Origin of the sequence: Companilactobacillus paralimentarius, assembly GCF_963227125.1 — a bacterium.
GTDB classification, from domain to species: Bacteria; Bacillota; Bacilli; order Lactobacillales; family Lactobacillaceae; genus Companilactobacillus; species Companilactobacillus paralimentarius.
On record NZ_OY724131.1, the window covers coordinates 2,614,138 to 2,634,814 of the forward strand.

Annotated in this window: 17 protein-coding genes; 10 read left to right on the top strand and 7 right to left on the bottom strand. The window is 35.4% G+C overall.

Translation table 11 applies throughout. The features are described 5' to 3' along the window. The first annotated feature begins 102 nt into the window (after positions 1–102). From ACI6PB_RS12855 to ACI6PB_RS12875, 5 genes are all read left to right on the top strand, one after another. Positions 103–1,035, top strand: a complete 933-nt coding sequence (locus ACI6PB_RS12855) for a glycosyltransferase family 2 protein (protein WP_025085519.1) — start codon at positions 103–105, stop codon at positions 1,033–1,035. A 132-nt stretch (positions 1,036–1,167) separates the two neighbouring features. After that, positions 1,168–1,755, top strand: a complete 588-nt coding sequence (locus ACI6PB_RS12860) for a TetR/AcrR family transcriptional regulator (RefSeq protein ID WP_056955856.1) — start codon at positions 1,168–1,170, stop codon at positions 1,753–1,755. Positions 1,756–1,763: 8 nt separating this feature from the next. Beyond that, complete coding sequence (locus ACI6PB_RS12865) at positions 1,764–2,912, top strand: cation:proton antiporter (protein ID WP_025086262.1); 1,149 nt, start codon at positions 1,764–1,766, stop codon at positions 2,910–2,912. Between the two features lie 83 nt (positions 2,913–2,995). Beyond that, positions 2,996–4,183 carry an NAD(P)/FAD-dependent oxidoreductase gene (locus ACI6PB_RS12870; protein ID WP_025086263.1) on the top strand — a complete coding sequence of 396 codons (1,188 nt, stop codon included), beginning with the start codon at positions 2,996–2,998 and terminating at the stop codon, positions 4,181–4,183. 214 nt (positions 4,184–4,397) lie between these two features. Next, positions 4,398–5,156, top strand: coding sequence for a DUF1003 domain-containing protein (locus ACI6PB_RS12875; protein ID WP_025086264.1), 759 nt, complete (start codon positions 4,398–4,400; stop codon positions 5,154–5,156). 54 nt (positions 5,157–5,210) lie between these two features. Here ACI6PB_RS12875 and ACI6PB_RS12880 read toward each other — a convergent pair whose 3' ends face one another. After that, a complete protein-coding gene (locus ACI6PB_RS12880; RefSeq protein WP_025086265.1) occupies positions 5,211–6,386 on the bottom strand; it encodes an ammonium transporter in 1,176 nt (391 codons plus the stop codon). A gap of 226 nt (positions 6,387–6,612) precedes the next feature. Here ACI6PB_RS12880 and ACI6PB_RS12885 point away from each other — a divergent pair, with 226 nt between their 5' ends. Then, positions 6,613–8,634 (top strand): KUP/HAK/KT family potassium transporter, encoded by a 2,022-nt coding sequence (locus tag ACI6PB_RS12885; protein WP_025086037.1) that lies wholly within the window; start codon positions 6,613–6,615, stop codon positions 8,632–8,634. 89 nt (positions 8,635–8,723) lie between these two features. On the opposite strand, the gene ACI6PB_RS12890 is transcribed toward ACI6PB_RS12885, so the two are convergent. After that, on the bottom strand, positions 8,724–9,281 hold the full coding sequence (locus tag ACI6PB_RS12890) for a cysteine hydrolase family protein (protein ID WP_025086038.1): 558 nt from the start codon (positions 9,279–9,281) through the stop codon (positions 8,724–8,726). Positions 9,282–9,431: 150 nt separating this feature from the next. Here ACI6PB_RS12890 and ACI6PB_RS12895 point away from each other — a divergent pair, with 150 nt between their 5' ends. After that, on the top strand, positions 9,432–9,944 hold the full coding sequence (locus ACI6PB_RS12895; RefSeq protein ID WP_025086039.1) for a hypothetical protein: 513 nt from the start codon (positions 9,432–9,434) through the stop codon (positions 9,942–9,944). 62 nt (positions 9,945–10,006) lie between these two features. Here ACI6PB_RS12895 and ACI6PB_RS12900 read toward each other — a convergent pair whose 3' ends face one another. After that, a complete protein-coding gene (locus ACI6PB_RS12900; RefSeq protein ID WP_025086040.1) occupies positions 10,007–10,858 on the bottom strand; it encodes an alpha/beta fold hydrolase in 852 nt (283 codons plus the stop codon). 180 nt (positions 10,859–11,038) lie between these two features. Between ACI6PB_RS12900 and ACI6PB_RS12905 the strand changes: the two genes are divergently transcribed. Next, positions 11,039–11,743: a glucosamine-6-phosphate deaminase gene (locus ACI6PB_RS12905; protein WP_309510605.1), complete on the top strand. Its 705-nt coding sequence runs from the start codon at positions 11,039–11,041 to the stop codon at positions 11,741–11,743. A gap of 300 nt (positions 11,744–12,043) precedes the next feature. Here the strand turns inward: ACI6PB_RS12905 and ACI6PB_RS12910 are convergent, their stop codons facing one another. Then, positions 12,044–13,789, bottom strand: a complete 1,746-nt coding sequence (locus ACI6PB_RS12910) for a 1-deoxy-D-xylulose-5-phosphate synthase (protein WP_309510604.1) — start codon at positions 13,787–13,789, stop codon at positions 12,044–12,046. 196 nt (positions 13,790–13,985) lie between these two features. Here ACI6PB_RS12910 and ACI6PB_RS12915 point away from each other — a divergent pair, with 196 nt between their 5' ends. Together ACI6PB_RS12915 and ACI6PB_RS12920 are read left to right on the top strand one after the other, a co-directional pair. Continuing rightward, a complete protein-coding gene (locus ACI6PB_RS12915) occupies positions 13,986–15,359 on the top strand; it encodes an amino acid permease (RefSeq protein WP_404327546.1) in 1,374 nt (457 codons plus the stop codon). Positions 15,360–15,515: 156 nt separating this feature from the next. Continuing rightward, the gene (locus tag ACI6PB_RS12920) at positions 15,516–17,120 is read left to right on the top strand and encodes an IS1182 family transposase (protein ID WP_025086411.1); all 1,605 of its coding nucleotides are present in this window, start codon (positions 15,516–15,518) and stop codon (positions 17,118–17,120) included. A 37-nt stretch (positions 17,121–17,157) separates the two neighbouring features. Here ACI6PB_RS12920 and ACI6PB_RS12925 read toward each other — a convergent pair whose 3' ends face one another. The 3 genes from ACI6PB_RS12925 to ACI6PB_RS12935 form a co-directional block, all read right to left on the bottom strand. Further along, positions 17,158–18,234 carry a S66 peptidase family protein gene (locus ACI6PB_RS12925; protein WP_025085425.1) on the bottom strand — a complete coding sequence of 359 codons (1,077 nt, stop codon included), beginning with the start codon at positions 18,232–18,234 and terminating at the stop codon, positions 17,158–17,160. After that, complete coding sequence (locus tag ACI6PB_RS12930; RefSeq protein WP_309510602.1) at positions 18,234–19,433, bottom strand: chloride channel protein; 1,200 nt, start codon at positions 19,431–19,433, stop codon at positions 18,234–18,236. Before ACI6PB_RS12930 ends, ACI6PB_RS12925 begins: the two co-directional genes overlap by 1 nt. 334 nt (positions 19,434–19,767) lie before the next feature. After that, the gene (locus tag ACI6PB_RS12935) at positions 19,768–20,676 is read right to left on the bottom strand and encodes a Gfo/Idh/MocA family protein (protein ID WP_404327548.1); all 909 of its coding nucleotides are present in this window, start codon (positions 20,674–20,676) and stop codon (positions 19,768–19,770) included. Position 20,677 lies beyond the last annotated feature (1 nt).

Consider the following 20,677-nt stretch of genomic DNA (forward strand, 5'->3'; position numbering starts at 1 on the left):
TCTCCGTTTAATTGTGAAAAGACCAAATTCATACTAAATGGATTTGATCTTTTTGTTATGATCACATATCTTTTATAATCTGGTGAAAGTGGAAAAAACATTATGAAAACTATATCTATTATTGTTCCGTGTTTTAACGAACAAGAATCTATTAATATTTATTATGACGCAATGACAAAAATCAAGGATCAGACTAACAAATTCAAATTCGAATATTGGTTTATCGATGACGGTTCTAAAGATAAAACCTACTCTATTTTGAAAGACCTACAACAGGACCACAGTGACGAAGTTCATTTCATCTCCTTCTCCAGAAACTTCGGTAAGGAAGCTGCCCTTTATGCTGGTCTTAATGAAGTAACTGGTGAATATGTCGCCGTTATGGATGTCGATTTACAGGATCCACCAGAAATGTTACCTGAAATGTTCGATCTCCTAGAAGAGAAAGAATACGATTGCGTTGGTACTGCCAGAATGGATCGTGAAGGAGAAAATAAGATTATCTCCTTCTTCTCCAATAGTTTTTACAAGCTCATCAATAAAATGTCTCAAACTAAAATTATTCCTGGCGCTAGAGATTATCGTTTGATGACTCGGCAAATGGTTGAAGCCATCAAATCAATGACTGAATACAACCGTTTCTCTAAGGGTATTTTCAGTTGGGTTGGTTTTAAAACTAAGTATCTACCTTATAAGAACCGTGAACGTGTAGCCGGTAACACTTCTTGGAATTTTTGGAAACTATTCAAGTACGCTATTACTGGTATTGTTGATTTCTCTGAAGGTCCTTTGATGTTTGCTACTTGGATGGGAACTATCTTTTCAATCACTTCAATTCTAGCCATCATCGCTATTATTATCCGAAAAATCATCAATCCTCTTAGCAGCGTAAATGGTTGGGCCTCAATTGTTTCCATCGTTCTTCTTATCGGTGGAATACAACTGCTAAGTATCGGTATTCTTGGTGAATATATCGGCAAAATTTTTCTCGAAGTCAAAAAGCGCCCTATCTATATTGTTAAAGATAAAAAATAATAACTCAATGTCAGAATCTTGTGTGGTTCTGGCATTTTTTATTACAAAAAATAGTTCAACTGTCATCACATGATAAGCGACAAATATTAAGATATAATGTTAGACGAATAGATTAAGGGATGGGTTATAAAAATGAATGTACGGGATCAACAAGCTGAGAATACTAAGAATGCTATTTTACAAGTCGCTGCCAAAATGTTCCTTTCACAAGGATATCAAGCCACATCTACGCGTAAGATCGCTCAGGAATTAAATATTACTCAACCAAACATGTATCACTATTACAAAAACAAAAAAGTACTCTATATCAAAGCCATTGAGTACTCAGTCAACAATTTTAGTAAGAATTTACTTGAGGAGTATAGTCAACAAAAAGACTTGCCATTTGAAGATTTGTTACTTCATATGTCAAAATATATGATAGAGAATTTTAGAGTCAATTATTTCATTATGCGAAATGATATTGAAAATTTCTTTACCGTTGAGGAACGAACAAGCATCAATAATAACTGGGATGGCGGTTACTATAAGGTGTTATTCAACATTTTCCAATCACATAAAAGCGAACTACGTTCTGACTTAGCCATTCCCGTTCAAGTTGGAACTTTTCTAACAATGTTACTGCCTTACATTGAATATAACGATGCCAAAAGGAAGCGTAATATTGCTAACTTGAATACTGTTATCAATATTTTTATCAATGGCGTCAAAAAAGAATAGAGGTCGATATGGAATTCATAACTCTGCTCGCATTGATGTTATTTCTCACATTAGTTGTTAGCCACATTTTCAATCGTCTGAACTTACCTGCTGTTATCGGGCAATTAATTTTGGGCGTTATTTTAGGTAAGGGTGTTTTAAACGTCGTTAAAGCTGATAACGATGTTAATTTATTTGCCGAAATTGGTGTTATTTTATTAATGTTTTTGGCTGGTTTGGAGAGTAATTTAAAATTACTAAAAAAACATCTTGTACCCAGTATTACGGTAGCCATTTTTGGCGTTATCTTGCCAGTAGCTTTGACTTTAATAACTTCACTAATCTTTGGTATTAACTTTAAGGAAAGTATTTTTATTTCCGTTGTCTTCGCGGCAACATCAGTTTCAATCTCAGTTGAAGTACTCAAGAGTCTCAACTACTTATCTAGTGCTTCGGGAACCGTTATTTTAGGTGCTGCAGTCGTTGATGACATCTTAGCTATTTCTATTCTGAGTGTTATGTCAGGAACTTTAACTGGCGCTTTCTCTATGCAAAAAATCTTAATGCTGCTAGGACTTTGGGTCCTCTTTGGTGTTTTAATTGTTGTTTTGCACAAATGGGTCATACCTCAAATAATTCACTTAGCGGATTACATTGAGGCCACCCAAGCACCAACTATTTTTGCGTTAGTAATTTGTTTTGTAATGGCCTATATTGCTGACAAGGTTCAATTGGATGCTGTTTTAGGAGCTTTCGTGGCCGGAATTGCCGTTTCTAATTCAAAGTACTACAAAGAAAAAATTGGAAGTAATATTGAAGCCATAGGTTACAGTATTTTTATTCCTGTTTTCTTTATTAGTATTGGTCTCAATCTTGAATTTAGTAGTTTCCTTAAAGATTTCTGGTTGATCGTATTCTTCACCATTACAGGTGTCATTGGAAAATTATTCGGAGCCGGCTTTGGTGCCAAATTGTCAGGATTTGATTTGAAAGATTCTTACGTCATTGGTTCTGGGATGATCTCCCGCGGTGAAATGGCTCTAATTATTGGTCAAATAGGATTTAGTGCCAAGTTGCTATCGGAAGAATATTATTCCGCTGTAATCATCAGCGTTATCTTAATCACGATCATCTCACCATTTTTCCTTAAACACTCTATTAGTAAGAATCCTCTCTAACCTTATAGTTACCACTAAATCAATGTACGAGATATAATGATAACGTAAACATTTAATTTCGAAATAGAAGGAGAAGGTTAATTATGGCACACATTTTAGTACTAGGAGCTGGTTACGGTGGCTTAAGAGCTGCACGTGATTTGGCCAAAAGCACTCCAGCAGGAACACAAATTGATTTAATCGATAAAAATGACAAGCATGTAGAAAAAACTGCTTTGCATACTATCGCAGCCGGCACTAATCGTGCTGATGCAATTAGTTTTGATATTCGTTCGGTTCTACCTTCAAATGTTAACTTCATCAAGGCAACTGTTTCTAAGCTTGACTTAGACAATAAGACGGTTGAGTTCTCAGACCACGAGGACATTACTTATGACTATATCGTAGTTTCCTTAGGATTCCGTTCAGAAGACTTCGGACTTGAAGGTGCTAGTGAAAATGCCTTGATCCTTCAAGATTTGGAATCAGCACAAAACATTTATAAGACAATTAATAAAAATATTGCTAATTATAAAGAATCACAAGATCCTAAAGACCTCAGTATCATCGTCTGCGGTGCCGGTTTTACTGGAGTAGAGATTCTTGGTGAATTAGTTGATACAGTAAAAATTCTTAAAGCCAAATATGACGTACCAGAAATCAAAGTAACATGTCTAGAAATGGCAACAAGAATCCTACCAATGTTCGATGAGAATCTTGCTAGTTACGCCGTTGAATATCTAGACAAAAATGGTATCAAACTCTTGACTGGTGCAAAAATCAAGAAGATTGAAAAGCAAGCTGTTATCTATATGGATGGTGACACAGAAAAGAGTGTTGAAGGAAGTACAATTCTTTGGACAGTCGGTGTTAGTGGTAGTGACGTTATCACAAATTCAGGCATTGAGGCTAGAAGAAACCGTGTTATGACAACTGAATTCCTCAACCTAGAAGCACATCCAGAAGCATACTTTATCGGTGACGATTCTGCTATTATCCCTAAAGGTGAAAAACGTCCATATCCAACAACAGGACAATTAGCCACAGCTGAAGGAGCCGGAGCAGCTTTTAATATTGCTGCAGCTTTAAACGGTAAAGATTTGAAACCATTCGTTTACAAATCAATGGGTACCGTAGCTTCATTAGGTCAAAATCATGGTATTGCCGAAATAACAGGCAAGAACTTCAAATTTAAGGGTTCAATTGCATCATTATTGAAACACCTATCAGCAGATAGAGGAATCATGGAAATAGCCGGATTGAAGACAGCAATTAGAAAAGGAACTATCTAGTAAGAGAGTGGAACAAGCCGATTAGATTCTGAGTTTACGAAGTCAGGCAAAACGCAGGAATTTGACCTGTGGAACTCGTTTCCACTATATTGCTAAGGACAATAATTATAGATATAAATAAGCTGATTCTAAAAGGAATCCAGCTTATTTTTTTTGCTTTGCACCTAAGCGAATAATATACTGACCGTGAATAACTCCAAGGGATGTGTAGATTATGGCAATCAAGAAGAATCAAATATGTGCTATCTGTGGCAATCGTTTCACAATTACGGAAGGATTATTTTTGAGAGATTTAAGTGACCTCTTAAAGGAACAAGTAATACAAACTAATAAATACGCGAAGGAATCCTCCTTCATCTGCCTGAAAGATTTGCAAAAATTACGTATTGATAGAATGCAAACCACTATTGATCAAGATCTGAAGATAGATCATCAAATGTCCGATCAACTCCAAAAAGAACTTGAAAAAGATACTTATGTTATCAAGAATATCAACGATACCGTTTACGGAAAAAGGACTCGTGGTCAAAAAATGGCCGATGCAGTTGCTAAATTCGGTGGTAGTTGGCAATTCATTATTACCTTCTCAATAATTATCATCCTTTGGATGACAATCAATATAGTGCATCTCTTTGGCGTTAATTTTGATCCCTATCCATTTATACTACTGAACTTATTTTTAAGCTGTGTGGCTGCTATACAAGCTCCTATCATCATGATGAGTCAGAACAGACAAGCCGATCGTGATCGTTTCGATTCTGAAAATGATTATCGTACTAATACCAAATCAGAAATGGAAATTCGGATACTTCATAAGAAAATGGATCAGCTTAACGAAGTTCAATGGCCCCATATTTTGGATATTCAAAAAATGCAGATTGAAGTTCTAAGCGAAATTGAAAATGAAATTCAATCCCTAAAGGCAGAGAAACAAGCACAAGAAAATCGTTCTACTAGACACCCTCACAAATAAAAATACGTGTTGAATTGAACTTCTTAGTTCTCTTCAACACGTATTTTTTAGTTATTAGTTATTAATAGTTCTTTTAATTCCAATATTATTTTTAAATAATTTCTTCAAAGTCACGATGATGATTATTGCCATAATTGATACGAAGATAATGGTAAAAACGGCGCCTAAAATTTGAATGCTCAATATTTTAATACCACCGCCATAAAATAGGCCATTAGTTATAACGTTATGGTTAACCGATCTAGTAGCAAACAATCCTACTGCGATGGAACCAATAATACCGCTAACACCATGACATCCAAAGATATCTAGATAATCATTTAAATGTAATTTGTATTTTAGATAATTCATAAAGTAAAAACTACCAATTGCGGAAATAATTCCAATGATAAAAGCTCCCCAAATAGTTACGTAACCAGTTCCCGGCGTAACACCAACTAAACCACAAATACTACCAGTACAAATTCCATTAACAGTCACATGAGATTTATATTTATCTTCCAGAATAATCCACATTATTAGTGCTGAACAGGCAGCTATTGTTGTTGTAAAGAAAGCATTGAGTGCTTGATTATTCAATTGCAAAGCACTACCAGCATTGAATCCATACCAACCGATCCATAGTAGAACTGTTCCCATCAAGATCCACATTGTATTACCTTTTGCATGCTCATTGTTATATTTATAAGGCTCACGTAACATAATGGCTAAAATCATTGCTGTAATTCCGGCATCAATATGAATGACTGTTCCACCAGCAAAATCCAAAACCCCTAATTGAGCTAAGAAACCACTAGGTGACCAAACAATATGAGCCAATGGATAGTAAATCAACAGTGACCAACAAATAACGAACAAAACAATGAATTTAATCCGAGCTCTGCTTGCTACAGCACCAAGGAAAAGCGCCGGTGTTAGAATCGCGAACATCATCTGAAAGAGTAAATAAACTGAAGTTGGTAAACCTGTAGTTCCAAAGGTAGACGATAAGTCTATACCTGATAAGAAAAGATGTTTAAAGTTACCAATAATACCTAAGAAATTGCCTTCAAAGGAAGCTGAGAATCCAATTGCCACCCATAATAATCCAGCTATACCAAACATTAAAAAACTGTTAAAAAGAATCCGATTAACATCTTTTTCCGGTACAAAGCCACTGTAAAACACCGCAATTCCGGGAACCATTATCCAAACCAACATGATTGCTAAAACCATAAAATCAAGTGTCATAATTATCACATTCCTTTTATTTAGTAGTTCCCTCTCTATTTTTTGAGTATTATATTACTTTGAGTATTATATTACTATATTTATTTCATGTATACCAATTTACATTTATTAATAAGCGTTAAAATTTATAATTATTATTCTAACAATTATAATTATAATGGGGGTATATTAGCGAATGAATAGTTTATAAATATAAAAATATTCATTTTAAAAAGGAGCAATAACTATGGAGAAGAGAAAGTCATCATTTTCCTTATTGGGCATGTTGATTACCCTTGGTATCGTCTACGGCGATATTGGCACCTCACCTCTTTATGTTATGAACTCAATCATAAACGATGCCGGTACTATGGCAGATGCTAAACCTGAATATATTTTAGGCAGTGTCTCATTAATTTTTTGGACACTTATGCTCATTACCACTATCAAATACGTTTTAATTGCTATGAAGGCTGATAACAATGAAGAAGGTGGGATCTTTGCTCTTTACGCCTTAGTTCGTACTAAGGGAAAATGGTTAATCATACCAGCCCTAATTGGTGGCTCCGCTCTTCTAGCGGACGGAACCTTAACTCCAGCTGTTACCGTAACTTCAGCGATTGAAGGTATCAAAGGTCAACAGTTTGGTAATATCGTATTCTCTAGTAAACAATCATCGGTTTTAATTATTGTTACAGTGATATTATTAACTATCTTTATCATTCAAGAATCCGGAACAGATCGAATTGGACGATCATTTGGCCCCATCATGTTTATTTGGTTTAGTTTTATTGGTATTGCTGGATTTTTAAATTTGACTAATGATCTTTCTGTTTTAAAGGCTTTGTCACCTATTTATGCAATCAAAGTACTCTTTAGTCCGGTCAATAAAGTTGGCATCTTCATTCTCGGCAGCGTCTTCCTGGCAACTACTGGTGCTGAGGCACTATACGCTGACATGGGACAAGTTGGTAAGCATAACGTCTATGCTACTTGGCCTTACGTATATGCAATGTTGATGTTAAATTACTTTGGACAAGCTGCTTGGATTATTAATAATTATCAAAATAAAGCTTATAACCATATTTCTGGTATCAATCCGTTTTACGAAATGTTGCCAGCAGATTTCAAAGTTTTTGCCATTATCATAGCTACAATGGCCGCCATCATTGCCTCGCAAGCTCTAATCACAGGTTCATTTACTCTAGTTCAGGAAGCTATCGGTTTGAAAATTCTGCCTCGTTTAAAAGTAAAATTTCCTGGTAAGTTTGAAAGTCAGCTCTATATTGGTACCATCAATTGGATGTTATGCGCTATAACGATTGGTATTGTTTGGGGATTTGGTTCTTCCGAACATATGGAATCAGCTTACGGACTAGCTATCACCTTGACAATGTTAATGACAACAGTTTTACTACATCAATTTTTAATTATGAAAAATCATCGTCATTTTGCTAATGTTTTCATGGTTTTCTTCATTGCTTTGGAAGGATTATTCCTGCTTTCTAGTTTGATAAAATTCGTTCACGGTGGCTATGTGACAGTCATTATTACTTGTGCTATTTTAGCCATCATGATTATTTGGTACTTTGGAAATAAACGTCGTGATGCTTACCTAGCTGAAAGTGAAAATGTTTCTTTACTCGATTACCTTCCTCAACTGGAGAAATTGAGTAAAGATTCTTCAATCCCAACTTACGCTACTAATCTTGTTTACATGATTAAATTAGGTGAAGATTACACAATCAAACGGTCCGTCATTTACTCAATCTTGGATCAAACACCCAAACGTGCTCGGGTTTATTGGTTCATAACGGTTAACCAAACCAATGCACCGTATGAATGCAATTACACGGTTGATATGATGCATACTCGTAACGTTGTTAACATTCAATTGAACCTTGGTTTCAAAAAGTCACAACACGTTAATATTTACATTCGACAAATCATTAACGCCTTAATCAGGAAACATATTATTGATGATCAAACGCCAAACTATTCAATGGTTCCTAACCGTCATGTTGGTTCTTTCAAATTCATTATTCAGAATCAACAGTTCCAAGACTTAGGCGCTCAGGAACAAATGAATAATCTCGATCGTCTCTTGATTGGTGGAAGATTGTTATTACAAAACATTACAATTTCACCATCCCTTTGGTTCGGTTTGGAATTTAGTGATGTCGTAGAGGAAAAAGTTCCTCTTTTCTTAGGCAGTCAAACAGATGAATATTTAACTGAAAAAGAACTTAAAAATGATGTTAAACCTTAAAACAAATAAGGACAGGTAATCAAAGTATGATTACTTGTCCTTATTTTTCTCAATATTTGAAATCTGAAGATGTTATAGTCCACTCTTTTCTATTTAGCGACTTCTGCACCTAAGCAATTCTTGAAATGATTTAAAGCCCATTCATGACCGGCCTGATTGAATGAGGCCACGCCTTGTTCGTGTACCACAATTTTATAATTTAAATTATAAGCATCGACTGCAGTGTGTAAAACACAAATATCTGTACAGACACCAACTAAATGTAAAGTATCAATCTTTCTCTCCCGTAAACGTAGGTCCAAATCAGTTCCTGCGAAGGCGCTATAACGTGTCTTATCGAATAGCTTTACTTTTTCACCATCGTTATGTGCATCGTACCAATCCTTAATTCCGCCGTACAATTCACGGCCCCAAGTTCCACGTACATTATGAATTGGAAATAATTTAGTTTCTGGATGATAAATATCATTAGGTTTATGAACGTCAGTTGGAAACCAAATCCAATCACCATCCTGATACATTTTTTCAGCCAAATCAAAGATTCTAGGTTCAATCTCCTGACCCGGTTTGCCACAAGTTAAAGCACCCTTGTCAGCAACAAAATCGTTCGTATAATCAATAACTAATAAAGCTTGGTGTGAAGACATAGTATTCTCCTACTTTCTTCTTGTTATTTACTTACATTGCGATTATTCAAAATCTTCCTTGTGAAGTCAATTTATTCGCTTGTATGCATGACATCAGAAACCGATATCATATGTTATAATTTCCCTAATCTAAGGATTAGGGGTCTTAATATGCATAAAAATTATCGTGAACCCATCAAGATCAAATACCTCGTTATCGCTCTTATTGGTGTCGTGATTTTTGCTGCTGCACTTTCCTTTTTCACTCTCAGAACTTCTAACACGACTATCCAAAATAAACCTACGGTTAAATATACTAAGGTCAAAAAAGATTTGAATCAGAAATTCAATGGTAATGGTAAAATTGTTACCATCAAGCAAGAGGACAATATCAACGATAAGAACAGTAAGAATCCTCATACCGTTATTCTAGTGATTTTGACAGATACGCAAACTCAAAAGTATCTCAAGACAACTTATGAAGCTGTTCAAAATGATAAATCTTCTCGTGATCAACAACTCTATATTGCTTCTATTCAAAAAATTATTTCCGATGAGGCTAAAAAATTACATAACAACGATGATGTTATCCAATTCGTCTATAAAGATAACAAGAGTTATGTGCCTGTCGCCAGTTCACAAAAACATCGTAATTTGATCAAACCTGTTAAGGTTTCCAAATAAAAAGAGATACAACCTGTTCAATTGGACAGATTGTATCTCTTTTCTTGTTTGTAATGAGTACTTTATTCTTCAATATCAACTCGTTGTCTTTCGACTTTTTCTTCGTCAAAGGCAATAATCTTATCAACGACTTCTTTAGGTTTTTCTAACATTGCCAAGTGTCCAGCACCTTTAATATCAGCTAATTGTAAACCAGGAACTCGACCAATTGTGGCTTTAGCATCTTTAATACCTTTTTCGCCTAAAATTTGATCGCCATCCGCATACATAGCTAAAGTTGGAATTTTGATCGTACGTAAACGCTTGTTCAAGAATTTCTCACTCAAGTAATCAACTGACATCTTTTGTAATTTCTTAGCTACTTTGTGATCAACCATATTGGCAGCTTCGTCAACGATCTTTGGATTAGACAGACTCTTACGGTCAAAATTTTTATCAAAGTAAAGACTAGCTTTAACTGGTGACTTAGCCAATTTCCCAAGTAATGGAATAGCCGCTACAGAAGACGATGCGTCCATATCGGAATATTTATCAGTTGCAGGGGTATTCAATAGAATTAATTTTGATATAGTAAAACCACGAAGTTCTGCCATATTAACAGCAATCAATCCACCAACACCGTAACCAAATATGATCAATTGTTTAACAATCTTTAAACGGGCAATTGCTTCCAACATGTTCCAAGCTTCAGAATCAATTGTATAGTTATCACTTTTAACCTTGCTAGATTTACCTTGACCAAGCAAATCTAACGCAACAACGGTATATTTATCTTTCAAGTAAGGAATCATTTCATTGAAATAATCGATTGATCCATCGATTCCAGGAACCAAGATAATGATCTTGTCACTGTGAATTGATCCAATCAAATTTGTATTTACACTGCCTTCGGATGTAGATAATATTTTTTCCAAATTATTCTGCCTCTTTAGTTTTTATCTCTTATTAAAAAATATACCTAAAGTGTGAAGATTTTGCATTGATTATCAGGATTTTAACTTATTTTTATTTAATTAACTTATTTTATTGACAATTTACAGAAAATACATTAGATTGGACTAGACCAGATAAATAGAGATGGGAGATTTTTGAAGATGAACATTATTAAAGTTAAAGATACAGATATGGGCGGTAAAGAAGCCTTTAAAATTATGAAGGCCGATATCAAAAATGGTGCTAAGGTTCTTGGTTTGGCAACTGGTAGTAGCCCAATCACACTTTACAATGAAATGACAAGTAGTGACCTTGATTTTTCTAACATGACTTCAGTTAACTTGGATGAATACGTTGGCTTGAAACCTGATAACGAACAAAGTTACCACTATTTCATGAAAGAACATCTATTTAGTAAGAAACCATTCAAGAATTCATATGTTCCCGATGGTTCAAATCCTGATGCTGAAGCTGCTACAAAGGCTTATGATAAGATCATCGAAGAAAATCCTATCGATCTTCAAATCTTAGGTATTGGTAGAAATGGTCACATTGGTTTTAACGAACCAGGTTCACCACTAGACGGTACAACTAGAAAAGTTGGTTTGACAGAGTCAACAATCGAAGCCAACACACGTTTCTTCGATGATGAAAAAGACGTTCCACGTTTTGCTTACTCAATGGGTATCGGTTCAATCATGAAAGCTAAGAAGATCATCCTTCTAGCTTATGGTGAAGCTAAAGCTGATGCTATTGCCGCTACTGTTGACGGTCCTGTTACAGAAGACTGCCCAGCAAGTGCTCTACAAAACCACCCAGATGTAACACTTATCATTGATGAAGCTGCTGCATCAAAGTTAAAATAATTGATTAATTTAACCGATAGTCCTAATTAATTTTAGGACTATTTTTTTATGAAAAATATCGGTTCTCTATTAAGCCAGTAACTTAAAACGGCACCCATTTAGAAAAGTAATGTAATACTCTTGTTCTAAATAGATGCCGTTTATTATTATTCAAAAAGAAATTAATAAGTAGAACCGTTTACCAGTCTGAAGTAAAAATTAAAAATGTGGTCAGCCGTGAAATCATTGTTAGCGGCTCTGCGGTTACAATGAGGCTGATCTTAAAGCTAATTATTTTTGTGGAAGACAGAATTTTTAAGTTTATAAAGCAGCCTTAATTTCAGCTACAATTTGTTCTGGAGTCAATTTAAATTCATGCCATAATTCAGCAGTAGTTTCACGATCATTGAAACGTTTAGCGGCTCCAAAATTAAGAACGTGCATATCGGTATCACCATAGAAACGACTAACTTTTTCACCAAAACCACCGCTTAAACTGGCTTCTTCCAAAGTCACTACTAATTGGTGATCCTTTTCCAAATTACTCAAAGTTGCGCCATCAAGTTCAGAGATGTCACGAGGATCAATAACAGTTACATCAAGATTTTCTTTACTCAATTGTTGTTGTACCTCTTCAGCTAATGGTAATAAACTTCCGAGTCCCAAAATTGCAACTTTCTTACCTGCATGCAAGATATTCATTTTATGTATATCAAAATCATTCAAAGCAGCTGAATGAACATCATTACTTGGCACTCTGATAGCAACTGGTCCAACATTTTGATGAAGAGCCCAGTGCATCATGGCAGTTAGTTCCTCTTTAGTTGTTGGAGCTAAATAAGTTAGGCCAGGAATATTACTCAACATTGCAATATCAAAAATACCTTGATGAGTTGGGTCTCCTGCATTAATACTACCACCGGATACCATAATTGTTACAGGTAATTTATTAATACCCAAATCATGAGACAATTGGTCATACGCTCTTTGTAAAAATGTACCTGAATGGAAAACAATTGGTCTCATACCTTGTTGAGCCTGTCCAGCTGCGAAAGTAATTGACTCTTGTTCAGCGATACCAACATCAAAGTAACGATCAGGATGTTTACGTCCGAATCTCTTCAAATCATAAGATCCTGGAATAGCGGCCGTAATTGCTGTAATTGGTGTTTTATCTTCTGTGATTTCTTTTTCTAATCCAGCGTGTATAACGTCGTTATAAGTTTCACCTGTAACAGGATGTAAAGTCTTACCAGTTTTCAAATCAAAGGGTACATGCCAATGGAAGGCTTCCTTGTGGTCAATTGCTGGTTGATAACCATGACCCTTCTCTGTTTGGACATGTAACACAATTGGATGATCAATATCTTTAACAGCTTTAAAGGCATCCAACATCGCCTGCATATCATTCCCATCAGCCACGTAGCGGTAATCTAGACCCATAGCTTTAAATAAGTTATGTGAACTTTGACCATTAGTTTCTCTCAATTCTTTGAGACCTTGATACAAGCCACCGTGATCTTCGGCGATAGCCATTCCATTATCATTAACTAAAATAATCAAATTGGATTTCAAAGTAGCCGCAATATTCAATCCCTCTAGAGCTAGACCACCTGAAAGTGAACCATCCCCAATAACAGCCATCACATTGCCTGACTTACCTTGTAAATCACGGGCCGAAGCCATACCGGTTGCCAAAGCAATAGAAGTTGAAGTGTGCCCAATATTGAAGTAATCATGAGGACTTTCTTCCGGAGCAGTATAACCACTAACATCATCAAAATGTTTTGGATCAAGCCAAGCTTGTTTACGCCCTGTTAAAATTTTATGGGTGTAAGATTGGTGCGAAACATCCCAAACAACTTTATCAATTGGTGAATTAAAAATTGTGTGAAAAGCAATCGTCAATTCAACTGCGCCCAAATTAGGACCAACGTGACCTCCAGTTTGGCTAACTTTGTTGAGCAATACTTGACGGATTTCAGTTGCTAATTGTGTTAATTGAGCCAAATCCAGCTTCTTTAAATCAGCTGGTTGATCAATTGTATTTAAAATTGGTGTTTCCATATATTCGTTTCCTACTTTCCTCATTTTTTTTATCGATGTTTTCATACTACGACTTAAAGTAACCTTTAGGTCAAGAATATTTATCAAAAAAATTTATTTATTTTTAAAATGATTAATCCCCATCACGAATTTTTGTTGACAAAGGATTAAAAAAACCAGTAACCTAATGAGGTTATATTTTTAATAGGTGGTTAATATGAAAGAAAAATTATTTAAAAAAGCAGATTATAAAAAATTTGTGGCCGGTGACGCCCATTTTGAAAAGGTTCTAACTCGTGGAAATCTAACCTCAATGGGAATTGGAGCCATTATCGGTACAGGAATTTTTATCCTACCCGGAATCGTCGCTTCTGAAACAGCCGGACCCGGTATCACAATTTCCTTTATTCTGTCCGCTATTGTCTGTGTCATGACAGCAATGTGTTTTGCGGAATTATCTTCAACTTTTCCAGTTGCTGGTAGTACTTATTCATACGGAAGTATTATTTTTGGACAATTTCCCGGTTGGTTAATTGGCTGGGCTCTATGTTTGGAATATGTTTTAGGTGTGTCAGCCGTATCGTCAGGCTTTTCAGCTTACTTCGTCAGTCTCTTCAAAGGATTAGGCGTAGCTCTGCCAAAAGCAGTTACAGGCCCATTTGAGCCCTCTAATGGAACTTTTATTAATCTACCCGCTGTTATCGTTCTAGTCTTAATCTACTTATTACTTCGTCGTGGTGTTTTGGCCTCAGCTAGAATGAATACCGTAATGGTTTTTGTAAAAATTGCAGTTGTTCTAGCTTTCATTATTATCGGTCTATTCTATATCAAACCAGCTAATTATCATCCCTACTTCCCAATGGGTGGTATGGGCGTCGTCAAGGGAGCAGCTTTAGTTTTCTTTGCTTATCTTGGCTTTGATGTCATCCCATCCTCGGCACCAGAAGTTAAGAATCCTCAAAAGAATATTCCTATCAGTATCATGAGTTCTTTAGCTGTCTGTGCGATTCTTTATGTCATTTTATCCGCCGTTTTAACTGGAATGGTTAATTATAAAGATTTGAACGTTTCTGATCCTGTCGTCTTTGCTCTACAAAAAGTCGGCTTGAATAAAGTAACCTTTTTGATCAGTATCGGCGCCCTCGCTGGAATGTTTACTATGATGCTCAACACCGTTTATGGCGGTTCTCGTCTAATTTACGCCCTTGGACGTGACGGTATGATTCCCGAAGCATTTGGAAAAATTCATCCCAAGGCTAAAATGCCAATGCTTTCACTCAATGCTATTTCACTCCTAGCTATTCTTTTAGGTGGTTTCGTTTCCTTGAAAGAATTAACTAGCTTGGTGAATATCGGAACCTTGATTTCCTTTGTCTTCGTAGCCTTAGGAATTATTAAATTGAGACATCGTAATGATGTACCTAAAAGCGAATTTAAAGTTCCCCTATATCCTTGGTTACCGATAATTTCCGCCATCTCATGTGTCATTTTAATGACTCAGGTTAGTATCAATTCTTGGATCACTTTCATCTTCTGGATTTTAATCGGTGTAGGAATTTACTTTGCTTACGGTTATAAAAAGAACGACTAAAAAATGAGGCTGTGACATAAGTCTCAAAAAATAAAAGCTGATGAATGAGATTCTTATTTCATTCATCAGCTTTTTCTGTATCATTATATAAAAAAAGAGAAGATACCTCGCACGCATCTTCCCAAAATTTATCACTCCAAAAGGAGATCAAAAACCATGAATAATTATAACATAGACCAAATGACATTAAGTATTCCTTTAGATTACAAACCAAAAGAAAATCATCCAGCTAGATTTATCAACGATCTTGTCGAATCGCTTAATATTGAAAAAGTCTATTCTAGCGGGAGGCCGCGAGAATATGACTTACGTGCAATGCTAAAATTGATACTTTTTGCGTACTCTCGCAGTGTAATGACTAGCAGAAAGATTGAAGAATTTGCTGAAGAAAATATCGTTGCTAGATGGCTTACACAATATCAAGTTCCCTCATATAGAACCATATGTAGATTTAGAATTTCAGATGAGATTGAAACTTTACTTGATGATAGCTTGACGAATTTAACTAGTGTTTTAAAACAAAATGGTCTGATTGATGAAGTGTCCTTTATTGATGGTACGAAAATATTGGCAGATGCCAATAAATTTTCGTTCGTTTGGAAAAAGAATACCATCAGATTCGATGATATGAATAAATCTCAAATTCAAAACTTATTGTCCGAAATAAACGAGGTACGATTAGGTATCGTCGAAAATCCTTCGGATCTTTCTGACGATGCTCTAGAGGAAGTACAAATAAAACTTGAATTACATCTTGAAGATTTAAACGCCAGAATAGAAGCTAATCCTAAAAAATCTCCTAATCCTGATAAACAAGAACGCCGAAAATTAAAATCATATTCCCGAAAACTTGATAACCGTATTGATAAAAAATCTGAACACGAAAAACAGATGAAGAAATTCGATAAAAGAAATAGTTATGCTAAAAGTGATGAAGACGCAACATTTATGAGAGTCAAGGAAGATCCCATGCTGAATGGTCAATTAAAACCTGCATACAATGTTCAGATAGCCACTAGTAATCAATTCATTACAGGTGTTGGAATGTTTCAAAATCCAACTGATACAAGAACATTGATACCATTTATAAAACAGCTTGAAGAGAACCATACGCTTGGCGACGTGATCGTCGCCGATGCGGGATATGGTTCTGAAAGTAACTATCAATTTTTAGATGATAACTATAAGAAATACGTTATTCCGTACTCTACTATGCTCAAAGAGAATTCAAAGAAATGGAAAACAGATGAAAAGAAGGTAATGAATTGGAATTACTACGAAGACGATGATTATTATATAAATCCTCAAGGTGTCCGTTTCAGTTTTAATGCATATCGAATAAGAACTGATAAATATGGATTTAAACGTTACTTTAAAGAATATATTTCCGAGATATTTGATGATGATCACAATAGGATTCCTCAGGCGTTCACGCCTGGTGGGAATCGTAAAAGAATATACATCAATCCTTCATTGGAATATTTTAAAGCTAGCATGAGAAGTAAACTTTCGATTCCCCAATATGCTGATATTTATGCACGTAGAAAAAATGACGTGGAACCAGTCTTCGGAAATATGAAGGCTTGTTTAGGTTTCAAAAGATTCCATGTTAAAGGATTGAATAAAGTTAAAAAAGAAATGATGATCGTAGTAATGGCATTGAATATCAGGAAACTGGTATCAATGTCATTTTTTATTTGTATTTTTAGAGAACAAAAAAGTTCGATGTGGAATTTTTTCAAATTCGCATCGAACTTTTAAGATAAAGAGACTGTTTTGTCACAGCCTCATTTTTTATTTATTCAGCAAAGTAAGGTTCAATGATTTCTAGCTTCTTATTATCCAAATCCAATTTAGCTTTTAAACCATATGGTAAAGCGGTTCTGGGATAAGCATGTCCAAAGTTAAAATTCGTCATCAATGGCGTCTTAGTATCCATTGTCTCCTCTTTTAGAATTTGACAGTAGCCTTCATAGTGAACTTCATTCTGAGGCTTACCAGTGATAATAGCAGCAACTACTTGCAAAATTCCTTTGGCTTTCAAATTCTTCAACATTCCACGATACTCTTCTGGCGTCGGCTTCTCTTCACTAGTTTCCAAGAATAAAATTTTGCCTTCGAATTCTTTGGCATCAGGAAGCAAACGATATTTCTCATTAATTTTGGGTTCATCGTTATAACGCTTATCAGTAAGCAAGCTATTGAGACTATCTATGCAACCACCTAGTAGCTTTCCTTCGACGATTCCTGATCCACGTTGAACCTGATATCCTTTAGTTTCAGGATGACTAATACGAGGTGTATCTAAGGCTACTTCTGAAAAGTCAGTCCGTTCCTCATACCAAACAGGACTACTTGAAATTTCTGTAGTGGCTGGATTTTGAAAATAATGCTCCAAAGTCTTTTTCGTATATGGAAGTAATTCAGTATCTAACTCGGCCAAATCATTGATAACATTGGGGCCATAAAAAGTTATTAATCCTAATTGATACAACATCAAATGATCCACTGTTGTATCTGAAAAGCCGGTAAACAATTTAGGATGTTGTTGTACGTTTTTAACGAATTCTGGATCATCTAACAGATAAGGTGCTAAACGATACGTATCTTCCCCACCAATAGCACAGAAAATACCTTTAATTCGATTATCAGCGAAAGCCTGTTTCAAATCGTCGGCGCGCTTTTCGGGATGATTCTTTATGAATTCAATCCCTTTCAAACTATTAGGCATGAATTCTGGAATCAAACCTAATTCTTCAATCCGTTTTTTGCCTTGATTCAATTCATGTTTGGCAAATTTCTCACCCAATACGCCTGCAGAAAGACTAACAATTGCAACGTGATCTCCCTTTTTCAATGCTTGTGGTTTAATCATTAAACGTTCCCCCTGACCTTTAACAAATACTTATTTTTTAAGAATAATACTCCTGCTACCAAAATAATAATAGGGGTAAGTGTAATTGGGAAAAATAACATAATAAATATTCCTGCAACAATTGGTGACAACAGTTCACTCATCAGAGTCGTCGCTAAAACAGCTACTACCAGTAAAGTATCAAAGTTTGGCAAGAGTGCTGCGGTCGCAAAACCAGCTGTCATTGCGGCAAAGGTGATTGGAAAAATATCTCCTCCACGCCAATTAAAGGTTAAACACCAAACTAAGAAAATTAATTTTAATAGCGCCATCAAAAATAAATAAGTCGCCGATTGATTACTCCAAGCTCCAATCAACAAATGCAAACTATGTTGACCGGAGAATAATAGATTGGGTTCTAAATATGAAATAACGATGATTCCTAAGGCTCCCAAAACAATCCTCACGGCCAAATTCAAATTTAACTGTTGAATAGATTTTTCAAATAAATGATTTAATCCCTTCAGAATCATTCCAATAACAATTCCTACTATCATCAGAACTGGTATGATCCACAACTCATTTAACTGCCAATGTGAATGACCCAATTTCATAATAAAAGAAGGCTGATCAGTTTGTTTAATCAATAGAACGAATGCCAACAAACCGTTAATAGAGAAAACTATATAGAGTAATTTTTTCCATTTCAGAAGTTTTGGTGTCTTGGGAGCAATCTTCTCATCATATTTTTGACGATATTTGAAAGGATTCAAGAGACGTTTTATTGATGTTCCCAAAGATAATCGTTTTAACTCATCATATTGAAAATAAAAATAACGTAAATTATCAGCTTGCCAAATTGATAGTGAAATAATAGCACTCAACAATGCCGCTTCAGGACCGACGCCACTTCCAAAACTCAAAATGACTAGAGTTACCAACAGATTCAAGAAAACATCTTGATAATCAATCGTCTGATTTTGCTTCAACTCCTTCAACGAATCCTTCGAAGTCTTGGGAAGATTTGGCCAACGTTTTAACAAAAAGTACAATATAAAACTGCCGACAATAATTAAGAATGTTTGAAAAGTATGACTATCACTAATCCAAACAACTTTAGTCAGAAAACCCTCAATAATTAAAAAAGCTGCCGCAATAAGGCCAATAATAGCACTCAATAATAATCCATAACTGACAAATAAAACTTTTTTGATAGCCACCACCCACTCTCATAAATTAAGAAAATTATAGCATTGAAATTTGGATAAAAAAAAGAGCCCTGCATGTCTGCAGGACCCTTTATGTGGTAAGGTGCGGTGATTTTCCAAACGCTTGCGCGCCAACCACGTACCCTTACCTCGGTTTGGCACCAAGATGTAGTATCGCACGTTCAAACATCCCCGTCAATCTAAATCGTCTTAAGAATGATTTATTGCTTCAAAAAAGCGGCTGAAATCATAATGATTTCAGCCGTTTGGCATTTATTGTTTCACATGGAACATATTGTATAAATACATATGTTCGCTACTATATATTGTGGTGCATTTCAAACCACTATTTCTTAATTGTTTTGACCAAATCATAACAGAGTTTATGACTAAGAATAGCTGACTCCGGACTAACTGGATTTTCGCTATTATTAGTAACTGCTTTAAGAAAGGCTCTAGTAATTGGATCAAATCCTCTTGTTACCAAAGTATTCTCCCAATCTGGGCGTGAAGTTTGTGTCACTGCTCCGGTTTGATACGTTTGTAAAAGATTTAAGTTAGTAACTACTTGACGTGTTTTTGAGCCTTGAACAGTAGTCATTTCTAAATTACTGCCACCAACCATATTCGTAATAACTTGAACGTGACTCTTTGCCCCAGTCAAAGTGATATAACCTTGCTCCAAATTACCATCATTCGTAACTAAAAAGTTATCTACTTTTTGAATAGGCTCATCCATTAAATAAACTGCTGTATCGACTGAATGAATCATCAAATCAAAAATAGCAAACGCCGTTGGTTGTAGCGCATTCTCACGTATCTTTTCTGAGACGATAGTTCGTTTGTCAGCAATTTGTTTTAACTGCTGATCAAATGGCGCAAATCGACGATTAAAACCACAAGTTAACAATAGTTCTTTCTTTTCCGCTAGTTGGTAAAGTTCTTCTACTTCTGCCAAATTCTCTGAAACTGGTTTATCGACATAAACGTTGATACCAGCCGTCAATAATTGTTTGATGATCTGATAATGAGTTTTAGTAGGCGTATGAACAAAAACTGCCAGTGGTTTCTCAGCTATCAATTGATCCAATGTCTGATGAAAATGTTTGAATCCATACTTCTGTTCCAACATTTTTCCCTTAGCTTCATTTCTAGTTGTTAAATGCCATTCATATTTATCCTGCAAAGTCGCCATAACCGGTAAATAAGCTTTTTGTGCAATATTTCCTAGCCCAATGACACCAATTTTTTCCATA